This window comes from Streptomyces sp. NPDC013457, assembly GCF_043089925.1.
GTDB lineage: Bacteria > Actinomycetota > Actinomycetes > Streptomycetales > Streptomycetaceae > Streptomyces.
Map to the genome: position 1 here is coordinate 188,267 of NZ_JBICBL010000007.1, position 16,333 is coordinate 204,599.

15 protein-coding genes are annotated in these 16,333 nt (G+C 69.6%); 11 read left to right on the forward strand and 4 right to left on the reverse strand.

All coding sequences use genetic code 11. From position 1 onward, the window contains the following. Nucleotides 1-309: 309 nt before the first annotated feature. Both ACF1G2_RS20355 and ACF1G2_RS20360 read left to right on the forward strand, forming a co-directional pair. Entirely contained in the window at nucleotides 310-1,899 is a 1,590-nt protein-coding gene (locus ACF1G2_RS20355; protein ID WP_391799613.1) for an ABC transporter substrate-binding protein, read from the forward strand. A 78-nt stretch (nucleotides 1,900-1,977) separates the two neighbouring features. Continuing rightward, nucleotides 1,978-3,552, forward strand: a complete 1,575-nt coding sequence (locus ACF1G2_RS20360) for an ABC transporter substrate-binding protein (RefSeq protein ID WP_391799614.1) — start codon at nucleotides 1,978-1,980, stop codon at nucleotides 3,550-3,552. 125 nt (nucleotides 3,553-3,677) lie between these two features. On the opposite strand, the gene ACF1G2_RS20365 is transcribed toward ACF1G2_RS20360, so the two are convergent. Together ACF1G2_RS20365 and ACF1G2_RS20370 are read right to left on the reverse strand one after the other, a co-directional pair. Next, entirely contained in the window at nucleotides 3,678-4,349 is a 672-nt protein-coding gene (locus ACF1G2_RS20365; RefSeq protein WP_361439024.1) for a response regulator transcription factor, read from the reverse strand. A 10-nt stretch (nucleotides 4,350-4,359) separates the two neighbouring features. Then, complete coding sequence (locus ACF1G2_RS20370) at nucleotides 4,360-5,358, reverse strand: RecB family exonuclease (protein WP_391799615.1); 999 nt, start codon at nucleotides 5,356-5,358, stop codon at nucleotides 4,360-4,362. 124 nt (nucleotides 5,359-5,482) lie between these two features. Here ACF1G2_RS20370 and ACF1G2_RS20375 point away from each other — a divergent pair, with 124 nt between their 5' ends. The 3 genes from ACF1G2_RS20375 (at nucleotide 5,483) to ACF1G2_RS20385 (ending at nucleotide 8,411) form a co-directional block, all read left to right on the forward strand. Continuing rightward, entirely contained in the window at nucleotides 5,483-6,733 is a 1,251-nt protein-coding gene (locus ACF1G2_RS20375; protein ID WP_391799616.1) for a site-2 protease family protein, read from the forward strand. An 18-nt stretch (nucleotides 6,734-6,751) separates the two neighbouring features. Continuing rightward, nucleotides 6,752-7,639, forward strand: coding sequence for a tRNA (adenine-N1)-methyltransferase (locus tag ACF1G2_RS20380; RefSeq protein WP_391799617.1), 888 nt, complete (start codon nucleotides 6,752-6,754; stop codon nucleotides 7,637-7,639). Between the two features lie 196 nt (nucleotides 7,640-7,835). Beyond that, the gene (locus tag ACF1G2_RS20385) at nucleotides 7,836-8,411 is read left to right on the forward strand and encodes a hypothetical protein (RefSeq protein WP_391799618.1); all 576 of its coding nucleotides are present in this window, start codon (nucleotides 7,836-7,838) and stop codon (nucleotides 8,409-8,411) included. Nucleotides 8,412-8,415: 4 nt separating this feature from the next. On the opposite strand, the gene ACF1G2_RS20390 is transcribed toward ACF1G2_RS20385, so the two are convergent. Beyond that, nucleotides 8,416-8,727 carry a ferredoxin gene (locus ACF1G2_RS20390; RefSeq protein ID WP_391799619.1) on the reverse strand — a complete coding sequence of 104 codons (312 nt, stop codon included), beginning with the start codon at nucleotides 8,725-8,727 and terminating at the stop codon, nucleotides 8,416-8,418. A gap of 256 nt (nucleotides 8,728-8,983) precedes the next feature. Here ACF1G2_RS20390 and arc point away from each other — a divergent pair, with 256 nt between their 5' ends. From arc to prcA, 6 genes are all read left to right on the forward strand, one after another. Then, complete coding sequence (arc, locus tag ACF1G2_RS20395; protein WP_352186418.1) at nucleotides 8,984-10,750, forward strand: proteasome ATPase; 1,767 nt, start codon at nucleotides 8,984-8,986, stop codon at nucleotides 10,748-10,750. Between the two features lie 180 nt (nucleotides 10,751-10,930). Beyond that, nucleotides 10,931-12,442, forward strand: coding sequence for a depupylase/deamidase Dop (gene dop, locus ACF1G2_RS20400; protein ID WP_391799620.1), 1,512 nt, complete (start codon nucleotides 10,931-10,933; stop codon nucleotides 12,440-12,442). Between the two features lie 158 nt (nucleotides 12,443-12,600). After that, on the forward strand, nucleotides 12,601-12,813 hold the full coding sequence (locus tag ACF1G2_RS20405) for a ubiquitin-like protein Pup (protein WP_030759619.1): 213 nt from the start codon (nucleotides 12,601-12,603) through the stop codon (nucleotides 12,811-12,813). Nucleotides 12,814-12,853: 40 nt separating this feature from the next. Further along, entirely contained in the window at nucleotides 12,854-13,441 is a 588-nt protein-coding gene (locus ACF1G2_RS20410; protein WP_391799621.1) for an endonuclease VII domain-containing protein, read from the forward strand. Then, entirely contained in the window at nucleotides 13,393-14,232 is an 840-nt protein-coding gene (gene prcB / locus ACF1G2_RS20415; RefSeq protein WP_391799622.1) for a proteasome subunit beta, read from the forward strand. Before ACF1G2_RS20410 ends, prcB begins: the two co-directional genes overlap by 49 nt. Nucleotides 14,233-14,277: 45 nt before the next feature. Then, nucleotides 14,278-15,039, forward strand: coding sequence for a proteasome subunit alpha (prcA, locus tag ACF1G2_RS20420; protein ID WP_391799623.1), 762 nt, complete (start codon nucleotides 14,278-14,280; stop codon nucleotides 15,037-15,039). A gap of 262 nt (nucleotides 15,040-15,301) precedes the next feature. Here the strand turns inward: prcA and ACF1G2_RS20425 are convergent, their stop codons facing one another. Next, nucleotides 15,302-16,318: a LacI family DNA-binding transcriptional regulator gene (locus tag ACF1G2_RS20425; protein ID WP_391799624.1), complete on the reverse strand. Its 1,017-nt coding sequence runs from the start codon at nucleotides 16,316-16,318 to the stop codon at nucleotides 15,302-15,304. Between the last annotated feature and the right edge of the window lie 15 nt (nucleotides 16,319-16,333).

Genomic DNA, 16,333 nt, shown 5'->3' on the forward strand with positions numbered 1-16,333 from the left:
TCGAAGTCTGTCCTGATTCGCGCGTTCCGGGCTGAATCATTCCCGCGCATGACTATCGGGCTCTCCGTATTCATGATCACTATCCGCATCCGGGCCCGCTCTTGCGCGGTCCGTCGTATCGGCGTCTCCCACTAATCTTTCGCGAGTACTCGCCGCACCCTCCGCGTGCGCCGGCGCCGCATCCAGGTCGCCGCGAACGCAGGTCCGATCGCTCACCATCCCGGCCCGATCGCCCGCCCGGAACGGGCGGAAGCGGCGGAGTGTCCGTACGCCGCTGTATCCCCGTGCGGGATGAGGAGAACGCCCCGGATGAACCGCAAGACCTTGGCCCTGCCGGCCGTCGTCGGCCTGCTCGCCCCGCTGCTCGTCGCCTGCGGCGACTCGGACGAGTCCAGAGCCATCGTCGTCGGCACCACGGACCAGTTCGTCGCCACCAGCGAGGCCCCCGCGCCCTTCGACCCGGCCTTCGCCTACGACACCGGTGCCTGGAACATCCTCCGGCAGACCGTCCAGACCCTGATGCACGTGCCCCGCGGCGGTGGCGAGCCCGTCCCCGAGGCCGCCGAGAGCTGCGGCTTCAGCGACCGCGCCAGCGAGAGCTACCGCTGCAAGCTCCGCGAGGGACTCACCTTCGCCGACGGCTCGCCCCTCACCGCCGCGGACGTCAAGTTCTCCGTCGAGCGCGTCCTCGCCATCAAGTCGGACAACGGCACCGCCGCGCTCCTCGCCAACGTCGACACCGTCGAGACCAACGGCGAGCGCGAGGTCGTGTTCCACCTCACGACCCCCGACGCGACCTTCCCGTACAAGCTCTCCACCCCGGTCGCCGGCATCCTCAGCAAGGACAAGTACAGCGCCAAGAAGCTCCGCGAGGGCTTCGACGTCGACGGCTCCGGCCCCTACGTCATGAAGACCGAGCGCGACGGCCAGCGCATCCGCAAGGCCGTCTTCACCAAGAACCCGAACTACAAGGGCGACATCGCCCTGAACAACGACAAGGTCGAGCTGCGCTCCTTCCCCGACGCCGACGTCATGGGCAAGGCCCTGGAGAGCCGCGAGATCGACATGATGACCCGCTCCATGTCGCTCGACCAGGTCAAGTCGCTCACCGAGAAGCCCAAGGACGGCATCGAGCTCACCGAGGTCCCCGGCCTGGAGATCCGCTACCTCGCCTTCGACACCGACGCCCCGTCCGTCAAGGACAAGGCCGTCCGGCAGGCCATGGCCACCGTCATCGACCGCGGCGCGATCGTCAACTCGGTCTACGGAGCGACCGCCCAGCCGCTCTACTCGCTGATCCCCTCCAGCGTCACCGGCCACTCCACCGCCTTCTTCGACGCCTACGGCGAGCCCAGCAAGAGCCGGGCGGCCGGCATCCTCCGCAAGGCCGACATCACCGCCCCCGTCGCGCTCACGCTGCACTACACCACCGACCACTACGGCGCCGGCACCAAGGCGGAGTTCGAGGCGCTGCGCGACCAGCTCAACGCCACCGGGCTCTTCGACGTGACCGTCAAGGGCAGCGAGTGGTCGACCTTCCGGCCGGCGCAGAAGCGCGGCGACTTCCCCGTCTACGGCCTCGGCTGGTTCCCGGACTTCCCGGACCCGGACAACTACGTCGCCCCCTTCCTCGACGCCGACAACTTCCTGAACACCCCCTACGTCAACGCGTCCGTACGCGACCAGCTGATCCCGCGCTCCCGCCGCTCGGCCGACCGCAGCGCCGCGAGCCCCGTCTTCGGACAGATCCAGAAGATCGTCGCCCAGGACGTACCGGTCCTGCCGCTCTGGCAGGGCAAGCAGTACGTCGCCGCGCACGACGACCTGACCGGTGTCGAATGGGCGCTGAACACCTCCTCGGACCTGCTCCTGTGGGAGCTCGGCCGCGGCAGCGCCTGACCCTCCTCCACCCGTTCGGCTACACCGGCCGCGCACCCGCGCGCGGCCGGCCTGGCAAGAGATCAAGAGGCACGTTCTGTGAAGCACAACAAGTGGCTGACGGCCCCCCTCGCCGCGGGCCTGTCCGCCGCCCTGCTCAGCGGCTGCGGCACGGAGCAGGGCGGAGGCGCCGCGAACTCCGGTGACAACGTCCGCGTCGGCATGTCCGACGAGGTACTGGCCACCGACCCGGCCGCCGGCTACGACCCGGGTTCCTGGCTGCTGTTCAACAACGTCTTCCAGTCCCTGCTCAGCTTCCCCAAGGGCACCACCGAGCCCCAGCCGGAAGCGGCCGAGAAGTGCTCCTTCGCAGGCGGCAGCAAGGTCTACACCTGCACCCTGCGCGAGGGGCTGAAGTTCTCGAACGGCAACCCGCTGACCTCGAAGGACGTCAAGTTCTCCTTCGACCGCGCGCTGAAGATCGACGACCCGGCCGGCCCGGCGCCGCTGCTCTCCTCGATCGCCTCCATCGAGACCCCTGACGACCTGACGGTCGTCTTCCGCCTCAAGACCGCCGACGCCACCTTCCCGAGCAAGATCGCCTCGGGCGCCGGCTCGATCGTGGACCACCGCGAGTACGACGAGAACGCGCTGCGCACCGACGGCAAGGCGGTCGGCTCCGGCCCGTACAAGCTGGACTCCATCAGCGACACCGAGGCCGTCTTCTCGGTCAACGCCGACTACCGGGGCAGCGCCAAGCCGCAGAACGGCGGTGTCACCCTCAAGCTCTACGGCGGTGACCGCGCCGCCCTCTCCAAGGCCTTCGCCGAGAACGAGGTCGACGTCGCCTACCGAGGCCTCAACGCCGACGAGATCGCCACCCTCGAAGCCTCCGCGGACGACCAGGGCGTCGAGGTCGTCCAGGGCACCAGCGCCGAGGTCCAGCACCTCGTCTTCAACGTCAAGGACCCCGTCGTCGGCAAGCTCGGCGTCCGCCAGGCGATCGCCCACCTCGTCGACCGCGAGGCGCTCGTCCAGAACATCTACAAGTCGACCGCCACGCCGCTCTACTCGATCGTCCCCGCGGGCATCGCCGGCCACAACACCGCCTTCTTCGACACCTACGGCGGCCCCGACGCGGCCAAGGCCAAGAAGGCGCTGCGCAAGGCCGGCATCACCGACAAGGTGAAGCTCACCCTCTGGTCCACGCCGAGCCGGTACGGCCCCTCCACCGACCAGGAGCTCAAGGCGATAGCCGAACAGCTCAACCGCAGCGGCCTGTTCCAGGCCGACGTGAAGTCCGTCGAGTACGAGCAGTACGAGAAGGACATCGCGGCCGGCAAGTACGGCGTGTACGTGAAGGGCTGGGTGCCCGACTACCCGGACGCCGACAACTTCACCGCCCCGTTCTTCGGCGAGGGCAACGTCCTCGGCAACAACTACGCCAACGACACGATCACCAACACCCTGCTCCCGAAGACCGCCGCGTCCACCGACCGCGCCGGCACCGACCAGGACTTCGGCAAGCTCCAGGACCTGGTCGCCGAGGAGCTGCCCCTCCTGCCGCTGTGGCAGGGCAAGCAGTACGCCGTCGCCCGGGACGGCATCACGGGTCTCGACTGGACGCTCGACGCCTCGACCGTCTTCCGCTTCTGGGAGATCAAGAAGGGCTGACGGGGTCACCCGGAGGCGCCCGGAGCCACGGTGCACCGTCCCGTGGCGCCGAGCGAAAGGGCCCGGCACGCATCACGCGTGCCGGGCCCCTTTCCGTTCCCGTACCGGCTGTGCCGGTCCGCCGCCTACTGCGCGCCGGGGCGCACCAGTCCGCTCTCGTACGCGTACACCGCGGCCTGGACCCGGTCGCGCAGGCCCAGCTTCGTCAGCACATGGCCCACGTGCGTCTTCACGGTCGTCTCGCTGACGAACAGGTCCGCCGCGATCTCCGCGTTCGACAGACCGCGCGCCACCAGCTTCAGGACCTCGACCTCGCGGTCGGTCAGGGTGTTCAGCGTGTCCGGCACCTGCTCGTCGCCCGACGGCAGATGGGCCGAGTACTTGTCGAGCAGCCGGCGCGTGATCGACGGGGCCAGCATCGCCTCGCCGGCCGCCACCACCCGGATCGCCTGCACCAGCTCGTTGGCCGGCGCGTCCTTCAGGAGGAAGCCGCTGGCTCCCGCCCGCAGCGCCTCCACCACGTACTCGTCCAGGTCGAAGGTGGTCAGCACCAGCACCTTCGCCGGGCCGTCCCGTCCCGGACCCGTGATCTGGCGCGTCGCCTCGACCCCGTCCATCCGCGGCATCCGGATGTCCATCAGCACCACGTCGGGCTGGAGCGCCCGGACCTGGTCGAGGGCCTGCAGACCGTCCCCGGCCTCACCGACGACCGCGATGTCCTGCTCGGCCTCCAGGATCATCCGGAAACCGGTGCGCAGCAGCGGCTGGTCGTCGACCAGTAGGACGCGGATAGCCACGAGAACTCCTTCACGGCGCGGGCTGGACCGGGTCCATTCTGCCCTGCCCCGAATCGCCCGACTCCGGCGGGCGCGCGGAGACGATCTCGCCCCGGACCTCCTCCTGGATCTCCTCCCGGGTCTTCTCCCCGATCTCCTCCAGAGTCCTCTCCCTCACCCCGTCCCGAGCCACCCCGCCGATCTCCAGCGGATACACCGGGGGAGTGCCGCCGAACTCCGGACAGACCGCCTGGTGGTCGCACCAGCCGCAGAGCTTCGTCGGGCGGGGCCGCCAGTCGCCCGTCTCCGTCGCGAGCCGGATCGCCTCCCACAGCGCCAGCAGCTTCCGCTCCACCCGGAGCAGATCCGCCTCCACCGGGTCGTACGTCAGCACGTCACCACTGCCCAGGTACACCAGCTGCAGACGGCGCGGGATCACCCGCTTCAGCCGCCAGATCACCAGCGCGTAGAACTTCATCTGGAACAGCGCGCCCTCGCTGTACTCCGGGCGCGGAGCCTTGCCCGTCTTGTAGTCGACGATGCGCACCTCGCCCGTCGGCGCCACGTCGATCCGGTCGATCACCCCGCGCAGCCGCAGCCCCGAGTCGAGCTCCGTCTCGACGAACAGCTCACGCTCCGCCGGCTCGAGACGCGTCGGATCCTCCAGCGTGAACCACCGCTCCACCAGCCTCTCGGCCTCGACCAGCCACCGCGACAGACGCTCCCCCTCCGCGTCCTCGGCGAACAGCTCGCCCAGCTCGGGCCGCGACTCCAGCAGCCGGTCCCACTGGCCCGGGATCAGCGCCTTCGCCCGCGGCGCCGTCCGCTCCGCCGCGGGATGGTCGAAGAGCCGCTCCAGGACCGCGTGCACCAGCGTGCCCCGCGTCGCCGCCTCGCTCGGCTTCTCGGGCAGCCTGTCGATCACGCGGAACCGGTACAGCAGGGGACACTGCATGAAGTCGCTCGCCCGCGAGGGCGACAACGACGTGGGCGTCCGGGCCCCCACGGGCGGCTGCTCGCTCGTACTCATGACACAGACCCTACGACCCGCCACCGACAGCGAGCCGAATACCATCGACGCCGGACCCCGTCACGCTGCATGATCGAAGAGTGACGCACGACAGGGGTCGCGCGGAAGGCTACGAGAGGAACCCGTGAACCAGGACGACGAGCGCGGCGAGAAGAAGCGGCCGCGGTCCGGCGACCCGGAACCGCCGGCCAACGCCGACGCCCGCACCCGGCGGAGCGAGGAACCCGGCGGAGGGCTCCTCATGGGCCGCCCCTTCGGCGTGCCCGTCTACGTCGCGCCCAGCTGGTTCCTCGTCGCCGCGCTGATCACCTGGGTCTTCGGCGACCAGATCCAGCGCGTCCTGCCCGACCTCGGCGCCGCCCGCTACCTGGTCTCCCTCTTCTTCGCGATCGCCTTCTACGCCTCCGTGCTCGTGCACGAACTGGCCCACACCATCGCCGCGCTCCGCTTCAAACTCCCGGTGCGCCGCATCCAGCTCCAGTTCTTCGGCGGAGTCTCCGAGATCGAGAAGGAGACGGAGACCCCCGGCCGCGAATTCGTCCTCGCCTTCGTCGGCCCGCTCCTCTCCCTGATCCTCGCGGGCGTCTTCTACCTCACGATGTACGCCGTCGAGCCCGGCACCGTCCCCGGTGTCCTCCTCGCCGGCCTGATGATCTCCAACCTGATCGTCGCGATCTTCAACCTGCTGCCCGGCCTCCCGCTCGACGGCGGCCGCATGCTGCGCGCCGTGGTCTGGAAGATCACCGGAAAGCCCATGACCGGCACCGTCGCCGCCGCCTGGGTCGGCCGCGCCCTCGCCGTCGCCGTCCTCATCGGCCTCCCGCTCCTCACCCGCACCGGCCTCCTCGGCAACTCGACCGACGAGATCAGCGGCATGGACACCGTCACCGACGCCCTGCTCGCCGCGATCCTGGCCGCGATCATCTGGACCGGCGCGGGCAACAGCCTCCGCATGGCCCGGCTCCGCGAACACCTCCCCGAACTCCAGGCCCGCACCCTCACCAGGCGCGCCATCCCCGTCGAACCCGCCACCCCGCTCTCCGAGGCGCTCCGCCGTGCCAACGAGGCCGGGGCCCGCGCGCTCGTCGTCGTCGACGGCCAGGGCAACCCCACCGGACTCGTCCGCGAGACCGCCATCGCCGGCGTCCCCCAGCACCGCCGCCCCTGGGTCGCCGTCAGCACACTCACCCAGGACCTCACCGACGGCATGAGGGTCCCCGCCGAACTCACGGGCCAGCCCCTGCTCGACCACCTCCGCACCAGCCCGGCCTCCGAGTACCTCGTCGTCGAGGAGAACGACGAGATCTACGGAGTCCTCTCCGCCGCGGACGTGGAGCGCGCCTTCGTCAAGGCCATGGCACGACCCTCCGCATAACCCCGGTACTCTGGTCACATGTCCGAACCGACCGGTGCCGCCCGCCGTCGCGGGCCCTTCAAGGTCGGGGACCAGGTCCAGCTCACCGATCCCAAGGGACGCCACTACACGTTCACGCTCGAGGCCGGGAAGAATTTCCACACCCACAAGGGTTCCTTCCCCCACGACGAGCTGATCGGTGCTCCCGAGGGCAGTGTTGTCCGTACCACGGGAAACGTCGCCTACCTCGCGCTGCGCCCCCTGCTCCCCGACTACGTCCTGTCCATGCCCCGCGGCGCCGCCGTGGTCTACCCCAAGGACGCGGGGCAGATCCTGGCCTTCGCCGACATCTTCCCCGGCGCGCGCGTCGTGGAAGCCGGTGTGGGATCGGGCTCTCTCAGCAGCTTCCTCCTGCGCGCCATCGGAGACAGCGGCATGCTGCACTCCTACGAGCGCCGCGAGGACTTCGCCGAGATCGCCAAGGGCAACGTCGAGCGTTACTTCGGCGGCCCGCACCCCGCCTGGGAGCTGACCGTCGGCGACCTCCAGGACAACCTGTCCGACACCGACGTCGACCGCGTCATCCTGGACATGCTCGCTCCCTGGGAGTGCCTGGAGGCCGTCTCCAAGGCCCTCGTCCCCGGCGGCATCCTCTGCTGCTACGTGGCGACCACCACCCAGCTCGCGCGCACCGTGGAGTCCATCCGCGAGTTCGGCTGCTACGCCGAACCCCAGCCGTGGGAGTCCATGATCCGCAACTGGCACGTGGAGGGCCTGGCCGTCCGCCCCGACCACCGCATGATCGGGCACACCGGCTTCCTCGTCACCGCCCGGCGCCTCGCCGACGGCGTCGAGCCCCCCATGCGCCGCCGCCGCCCCGCCAAGGGCGCCTACGGCGAGGACTACGAAGGCCCCAACAAGGGCTGACGCCCCCGAGGCTGACGCCCCGACAACGAACGCGTGCCGCCGTCGAGTTCCGCCCCATGGGCCGGGAACTCGACGGCGGCACCTTCACGTTCGGCATCTTTGCGCAGAGCCCGCACCCCACCTGTTCCGCCCGCCTGTGACGTATGGCACGATGCCCGCAACTCCTTCCGCACCACCCTCACAGGAGACATCCCGCGTGCAGCCCCCCGCCGTCCCGGACCTCGCGCACACCCACGCCCGGCCGGTGCACTGGCTGGCCACCGCGACCGCGATGGCCGCCGTCGTGGCCGCCGCCGGACTGCTGCAGCCCGGCCCCGCCACCGCCACCACCACCGCCGCCTCGGGCACCGCGCCGGCCGCCGCACGGCCCGCACCCGACGCCTCGGCGGCCGAGTACCCGCTGGAGTGCGGGGGAGCCCCCGTCAAGATCGCGCAGCGCGCCTCCGGGGACCTCGACGGCGACGGAAAACCCGAAACCGTCGCAGTCGTACACTGCGAAGCCGGCTCGGGAACGCCGCCCCACGCCCTCTACGTCCTGACCCACGCCAAGACCGGCCCGGGGGCGCGGGTGGTCGCGACCCTCGTCGAGACCGGCCGGCAGAAGAACGTCGCCGACCTCGCCGTACGCGACGGAGCGGTCGCCGCCACCCTGCTCGGCTACTCCTCCCCGGACGTACCGAGTTGCTGCCCCGACGAGCGGGAGCGCGTCAGCTGGCGGTGGAAGGGCGGAAGCTTCGTCCGCTCCGCCCGGTCCGACGCACGGAGCGTGTGATCCGTCACTCCGCGTCAGGGCCGTAGACCTCGACCCTGTCCGCGACCCTTCGGACGTGGATGCAGTCGCCGGGACACTCCTTCGCGGAGTCCACCACGTCCTGGAGCAGCGGCAGCGGCACCGGCGTCGTGGCCCCGGCGTCCTGCAGCAGCTCGTCGTCCGCGCTCTTCACGTACGCCAGGCCGTCGATGTCCAGCTCGAAGACCTCGGGAGCGTACTGCGCGCAGATCCCGTCCCCCGTGCAGAGATCCTGGTCGATCCAGACCTCCAGCGCCTCGCCGGCGCCCTCCGTCGGGGCCTCGTGCTGCACGGTCATGTCTCCTGCCGTTCCTGAGCGTCGAAAAAGAGATCGTTCTTCTAAGTCCGGTCAAGCCTGACGGGTGTTGACCACTGACGACGATACAACCGGCTGCTTTCCGATGTTGATGGGTGGGTATTCCCTTGGCGTGAGGGGAAGCGCAAGGGTGAAGATCGGACACACCCCGACAGTCTTTGTGATCTAGGGGTTTCAATCACCACCCACGCAGGTAGGGTCAGGAAGCGTCCAGCTCCCCTTGGAGGAGGTGAGGACCGTGGCAGCCCACGACGACGACATCAACCGCGGCATCCGGCCGGGGCGGGGGTCTGAAGACCCCGCCGGCCAGGTTGCCTATCTTGAGCAGGAAATCGCCGTCCTGCGCCGCAAGCTCGCCGACTCTCCGCGTCATACGAGGATTCTCGAAGAGCGGATCGTCGAGCTGCAGACAAACCTGGCCGGCGTGTCCGCGCAGAACGAGCGGCTCGCGAACACACTCCGTGAGGCCCGCGACCAGATCGTGGCCCTCAAGGAGGAGGTCGACCGGCTCGCACAGCCGCCGGCCGGCTTCGGTGTCTTCCTGCAGGCCAACGAGGACGGCACGTGCGACATCTTCACCGGGGGCCGCAAGCTCCGGGTGAACGTCAGCCCCAGCGTCGAGCTCGACGAGCTCCGGCGCGGCCAGGAAGTCATGCTCAACGAAGCGCTCAACGTGGTCGAGGCCATGGAGTTCGAGCGCGCCGGGGACATCGTCACCCTCAAGGAGATCCTCGAGGACGGCGAGCGCGCCCTGGTGATCGGGCACACCGACGAGGAACGGGTGGTCAGGCTCGCCGAGCCGCTGCTGGACATCACCATCCGCCCCGGCGACGCCCTGCTGCTCGAACCCCGCTCCGGCTACGTCTACGAGGTCGTGCCGAAGAGCGAGGTCGAGGAACTGGTCCTGGAAGAGGTCCCGGACGTCGACTACGACAAGATCGGCGGCCTCGGCGGCCAGATCGAGATGATCCGGGACGCGGTCGAGCTTCCGTACCTCTACCCGGACCTCTTCAAGGAGCACGAGCTCCGGCCGCCGAAGGGCATCCTGCTCTACGGTCCGCCCGGCTGCGGCAAGACGCTGATCGCGAAGGCCGTCGCCAACTCCCTTGCCAAGAAGGTCGCCGAGGTGACCGGGCAGCCCGCCGGGAAGTCGTACTTCCTGAACATCAAGGGTCCCGAGCTCCTCAACAAGTACGTCGGCGAGACCGAGCGGCACATCCGCCTCGTCTTCCAGCGTGCCCGGGAGAAGGCGAGCGAGGGCACCCCCGTCATCGTCTTCTTCGACGAGATGGAATCCCTCTTCCGCACCCGTGGATCCGGAGTCAGCTCGGACGTCGAGAACACGATCGTCCCTCAGCTGCTCGCCGAGATCGACGGCGTGGAAGGCCTGGAGAACGTCATCGTCATCGGCGCCTCCAACCGCGAGGACATGATCGACCCCGCGATCCTGCGGCCCGGCCGGCTCGACGTCAAGATCAAGATCGAGCGTCCGGACGCCGAGGCGGCGAAGGACATCTTCGCGAAGTACCTCACCGCCACGCTGCCGCTCCACTCCGACGACCTCTCGGAGCACCACGGCTCCAAGGAGGCCGCGGCCCACGGAATGATCCAGTCCGTGGTCGAGCAGATGTACGCGGAATCCGAGGAGAACCGCTTCCTCGAGGTCACCTACGCCAACGGCGACAAGGAAGTCCTGTACTTCAAGGACTTCAACTCCGGAGCGATGATCCAGAACATCGTCGACCGGGCCAAGAAGATGGCCATCAAGGCCTTCCTCGACCACAACCAGAAGGGCATCCGCGTCTCCCACCTCCTCCAGGCCTGCGTGGACGAGTTCAAGGAGAACGAGGACCTGCCCAACACCACCAACCCCGACGACTGGGCCCGGATCTCCGGAAAGAAGGGCGAGCGGATCGTGTTCATCCGCACCCTCGTCACCGGAAAGCAGGGCGCGGACACCGGACGCTCCATCGACACGGTGGCCAACACCGGTCAGTACCTCTAGATCGCACACCGGCTGCGGAGGTCCGGACCCACGGACCTCCGCAGCCGGACGCTTTTCCCCGCAGTTTTTCCTCGCAGGAATGACGTAATCGATCTCCCCACCGGCGCGGAGTCGCTCTAGGCTCGTCGGTACTTGTAGCGCCGCACCCGAAGGGGAGCGCCGCCGGGCAAGGAGGGCCGCATGACCGTACGGCGAGTAATGGGCATCGAGACGGAGTACGGGATCTCCGTTCCGGGCCACCCGAACGCCAATGCCATGCTCACCTCGTCCCAGATCGTCAACGCCTACGCGGCGGCGATGCACCGGGCGCGCCGCGCCCGCTGGGATTTCGAGGAGGAGAATCCGCTGCGGGACGCCCGCGGCTTCGACCTCGCCCGCGAGGCCGCCGACTCCAGTCAGCTCACGGACGAGGACATCGGCCTGGCCAACGTGATCCTCACCAACGGCGCCAGGCTCTACGTCGACCACGCCCACCCCGAGTACAGCGCCCCGGAGGTCACCAACCCCCGCGACGCCGTCCTCTGGGACAAGGCCGGCGAACGGATCATGGCGGAGGCCGCCGAGCGGGCCGCCCAGCTCCCCGGCGCCCAGCCCATCCATCTGTACAAGAACAACACCGACAACAAGGGCGCCTCCTACGGCACCCACGAGAACTACCTGATGAAGCGGGAGACGCCCTTCTCGGACATCGTCCGCCACCTCACCCCGTTCTTCGTCTCCCGCCAGGTGGTCACCGGCGCGGGGCGGGTCGGCATCGGCCAGGACGGCCGCGAGCACGGCTTCCAGATCAGCCAGCGCGCCGACTACTTCGAGGTCGAGGTCGGCCTGGAGACGACCCTGAAGCGGCCGATCATCAACACCCGCGACGAGCCCCACGCGGACGCCGAGAAGTACCGCAGGCTCCATGTGATCATCGGCGACGCCAACCTCTCGGAGATCTCCACCTACCTCAAGCTGGGCACGACGTCGCTGGTCCTCTCCATGATCGAGGACTCGTTCATCAACGTGGACCTCGCCGTCGACCAGCCCGTCCGCACCCTCCACCAGGTCTCCCACGACCCCGGCCTGCAGTACCTCGTCACGCTGCGCAGCGGCCGCACACTCACCGCGGTCCAGCTCCAGATGGAGTACTTCGAGCTGGCCAGGAAGTACGTGGAGGAGCGCTACGGCGTGGACGCCGACGAGCAGACCAAGGACATCCTGGTCCGCTGGGAGGACACCCTCAACCGGCTCGAGAACGACCCGATGAGCCTGGCCGGCGAGCTGGACTGGATCGCCAAGCGGGAGGTCATGGAGGGTTACCGGCGACGGGACGGCCTCGACTGGGACGCGGCGCGGCTGCACCTCGTGGACCTGCAGTACGCCGACGTACGCCCCGAGAAGGGCCTGTACAACCGCCTGGCGGCCCGGGGGCGCATGAAGCGGCTCCTGGACGAGACCGAGGTCGAGAGGGCGGAGACGAAGCCTCCGGAGGACACCAGGGCCTACTTCCGTGGCCGCTGCCTGGAGCAGTACGCGGACGATGTGGCGGCCGCGTCCTGGGACTCCGTGATCTTCGATCTTCCCGGCCGCGACTCACTCCAGCGGGTGCCGACGCTGGAGCCCCTGCGGGGCACCAGGAACCACGTGAAGGAGCTCCTTGACCGGTGCAGGACGGCCGAGGAACTGGTGCGTGTGCTGTCCGGCAATTGATCGACGGCCGCTGCGCGCCTGAAATGGCCGGCCACTGGGAATCATGGGACTAGTGCCCGGACGTTGTAGCGAACTGCGGGGCCGATGTCAGACCTGGCTTGTAGGGTCTGATCTTGAGAGACCCAACCGAGCGGGCCGATTCGAGCGGGGTGAGGGATATGGCGACCAAGGACACCGGCGGCGGACAGCAGAAGGCGACGCGTTCCACGGAGGAGGTCGAGGAGACGACCGCGGAGGCGAGCTCCGACCTCAAGGAACGCCAGGAGAAGCTGAGCGACGACGTGGACTCCGTCCTGGACGAGATCGACGACGTCCTCGAGGAGAACGCCGAGGATTTCGTGCGCTCCTTCGTTCAGAAGGGTGGCGAGTGATTTCACCTTCGATGTGAAGGTGAAGGGCTCCGGGGGCTGAATGTCGGAAGCGAGTAAGCGGTGCGGTCGGTGCGGCAAGATCAAGCCGCGGGAAGCTTTCGCCAGTAACGAGTCCACGCGTGACGGCCTGCAGTGCGACTGCAGGCCGCGCGCGGCGGACTGTCACCGGCAGAGGCGGATCGCCAGGGGCAAGAACGTCCGCCCCGAGGTCAAGGCGCCCGACGGGCACACGTACTGCCGACGCCGCGGCGAGCTCGAACCTCACTCGGAGTGGGATCGCAACAGGTCGGCCTCCGATGGCTTCTCGACCCGCTGCAAGGCGTGTCGTGCAATCGAAGGCCGCGCAGGCCACCTGCAGCGGAGATACGGCATCACGGAAGCCGAGCGCGACGAGATGATCTCCTCGCAGATGGGTATCTGCACGATCTGCCTGGCCGCTCCGGCGGTCCATGTTGATCATTGTCACGGGGCGGGTAGGGTCCGTGGCGTACTGTGCTTCAACTGTTATTCGGCCATCGGCAAGTTGGGAGACGATCCCGACACTCTGCGGCGGGCCATCTCATCCTTGGAGGGACACGCGTGGAAGCCAACACTCGTAGCACCGGGCGTCTACCAGCTGCCTTCCTGACGCCGGGCTCGTCCTCGTTCATGGACTTCCTCTCCGCCCACTCGCCGGAGATGCTCCCGGGCAACCGGCGGCTGCCGGAGGGTGTCGTCGAGGCGCCGCACGGCACGACGATCGTCGCCGTGACCTTCCCCGGCGGAGTGGTCCTCGCCGGTGACCGGCGGGCGACCATGGGCAACATGATCGCGCAGCGCGACATCGAGAAGGTGTTCCCGGCCGACGAGTACTCGGCCGTCGGCATCGCCGGCACCGCCGGTCTCGCCGTCGAGATGGTCAAGCTGTTCCAGCTTGAGCTGGAGCACTTCGAGAAGGTGGAGGGCGCGACGCTCTCCCTGGAGGGCAAGGCGAACCGCCTGTCCACCATGATCCGCGGCAATCTGGGCATGGCCATGCAGGGTCTGGCCGTCGTGCCGCTCTTCGCGGGCTGGGACGAGGGCAAGGAGAAGGGCCGGATCTTCTCCTACGACGTGACCGGCGGCCGCTCCGAGGAGCACGGCTTCGCCGCCACGGGCTCCGGTTCGGTCTTCGCGCGCGGTTCGATGAAGAAGCTGTACCGCCCCGACCTCACGGAGGAGCAGGCCACCACGCTGGTCGTCCAGGCGCTGTACGACGCCGCCGACGACGACTCGGCGACCGGCGGCCCGGATCTGTACCGCCGCATCTTCCCGATCGTCACCGTCATCACCGACGAGGGCTTCCGCAGGCTCACCGAGGAGGAGTCCTCCTCGCTCGCCCGCTCGGTCACCGATCGGCGCCTGGAGCAGCCCGACGGCCCGCGCGCGGCCCTGCTCTGATCCCTCGTCATCCGTAGAACCCCAGAAGAAAGGGACGGGTAGCCGGTGTCGACTCCGTTCTACGTCTCACCCCAGCAGGCCATGGCCGACCGGGCGGAGTACGCCCGCAAGGGCATCGCCCGAGGCCGCAGTCTGGTCGTCCTGCAGTACACCGACGGCATCGTGTTCGTCGGCGAGAACCCGTCCCGCGCGCTGCACAAGTTCAGCGAGATCTACGACCGGATCGGGTTCGCCGCGGCGGGCAAGTACAACGAGTACGAGAACCTCCGCATCGGCGGTGTGCGCTACGCCGACCTGCGGGGCTACACCTACGACCGTGACGATGTGACGGCCCGGGGCCTGGCGAACGTGTACGCGCAGACGCTGGGCACGATCTTCTCCAGCGCCGGCGAGAAGCCGTACGAGGTGGAGCTGGTCGTCGCCGAGGTCGGCGAGGAGCCCGAGGGCGACCAGATCTACCGGTTGCCGCACGACGGTTCGATCGTGGACGAGCACGGCTCGGTCGCGGTCGGCGGCAACGCGGAGCAGATCAGCAGCTTCCTCGACCAGCGGCACCGCGACGGCATGTCGCTCGCCGAGGCGCTGAAGCTGGCCGTGCAGGCCCTGTCGCGGGACACCAACGGCAGCGAGCGGGAGATCCCCGCGGAGCGTCTGGAGGTGGCGGTCCTCGACCGCAAGCGTCCGCAGCAGCGCAAGTTCAAGCGGATCGTCGGGCGCCAGCTGGCGCGTCTCCTGGACGCGGACAACGCGGCGATCGCCAAGACGGACGATCCGTCCGACGAGATCGCGGAGGACTCGGAGGAGTAGAACTCCTGGCGAACACGAAGCACCGAAGGCCCCGGCCCCGCGAAAGCGGCCCGGGGCCTTCGTCGCGTCCGGGGGTCGGCGGCATCCGGGGCCTTCGTCGCCGCCGGGACCGGTGTGGCCGGGGTCGGCGGGACCGGTGTGGGCGGGGTGGTCAGGACCGGTCGAGCATGCGTGCAGGCTGTGCGCGCGGCTGAGCGGCCGGGGCCGGGACCGGCGTGCGTGCCCTCCGGCCCGGTGTGCCGCCGGCCGGACGGGTGGGGCCTCAGGCCGGCGCCGGGCCGGAGGAGGCCCGGGGGATGAGGGTCACCGGGAGGTCGCCGGGGTCCGGGCTGTCGCCCGCCAGGACGGCCAGGAGGGCGGCCATGCCGCGCTCGCCGATGTGCTCGGCGGGCAGCCTGACGGTGGTGAGCTCCGGCTCCACGGCGGTGGCGAGCGCCAGATCGTCGAAGCCGGTGACCGAGACGTCCTCGGGGACGCGCAGGCCGAGACGGCGCGCGGCCTTGCAGGCGCCGGCGGCGAGGATGTCGTCGTCGCAGATCAGCGCTGTGGGGCGGGGTCCCGGGGCGGTGAGGGCGCGTTCGGCGGCCGCGCGGGCGCCGTCCACGTCGAGGGGTGCGCGGACCGTCCGTACGTCGGCGTCGCCCAGCGCGTCGGCGAGGGCCGCCGCGCGGACGTCGAACGTCCAGGACGGTACCGCCGAGGCCAGGTGGACGAAGCGGCGGTGCCCCAGGGCCCTGAGGTGGGCGGTGACCTGGCGCATGCCGTCGGCGATGTCGAGGTTGACGTGGGCGGCCGCGCCGGTGTCGGAGGGGTCGCTGTCGAGCATGACCAGCGGCAGGTCGGTGCCGTGGAAGGCCTTCAGGGCGTCCGCGGCCATGGACGAGGCGATGATCCCGTCGAGCGCGGCCCGCGCGGAGGCGAAGGGGTCCTTGGCCGGGCCGACGCCGTCGGGGGAGGGGTAGAGCACGACGCCGAAGCCGTGGCGGGCGGCGACCGTGGCGGCGCCGGTGTAGACCCGGGCGAAGAACTCGTTGGTGAGCGCCGGGACGACGAGCAGCGCCGTCCTCGTGCGGCCGAGGCGGAGGTTCCGAGCGGCGAGATTCGGCCGGTATCCGAGCGTGCGGGCGGCCTCGCGCACGGCCTCCGCGGTGCGCTCCGAGACCCGGCCCCGCCACTTGTCGCCGAGGACCAGGGAGACGGTCGCCTGCGACACCCCGGCGGCCTTCGCGACGTCCCGACTGGTGGGCCGCGCCGAGCCGGGGGAGTCTGGGGTCTGCACTCGTGCCTCCGCGAG

Excerpts from the sequence above, each read along its gene's own strand:
- ACF1G2_RS20380 (WP_391799617.1), top strand. The coding sequence starts at position 6,752 with ATGTCCGAACCGACCGGTGCCGCCCGCCGTCGCGGGCCCTTCAAGGTC.
- dop (WP_391799620.1), top strand. The coding sequence starts at position 10,931 with ATGACCGTACGGCGAGTAATGGGCATCGAGACGGAGTACGGGATCTCC.
- ACF1G2_RS20405 (WP_030759619.1), top strand. The coding sequence starts at position 12,601 with ATGGCGACCAAGGACACCGGCGGCGGACAGCAGAAGGCGACGCGTTCC.
- ACF1G2_RS20370 (WP_391799615.1), bottom strand. The coding sequence starts at position 5,358 with ATGAGTACGAGCGAGCAGCCGCCCGTGGGGGCCCGGACGCCCACGTCG.
- ACF1G2_RS20355 (WP_391799613.1), top strand. The coding sequence starts at position 310 with ATGAACCGCAAGACCTTGGCCCTGCCGGCCGTCGTCGGCCTGCTCGCC.
- ACF1G2_RS20410 (WP_391799621.1), top strand. The coding sequence starts at position 12,854 with ATGTCGGAAGCGAGTAAGCGGTGCGGTCGGTGCGGCAAGATCAAGCCG.
- ACF1G2_RS20390 (WP_391799619.1), bottom strand. The coding sequence starts at position 8,727 with ATGACCGTGCAGCACGAGGCCCCGACGGAGGGCGCCGGCGAGGCGCTG.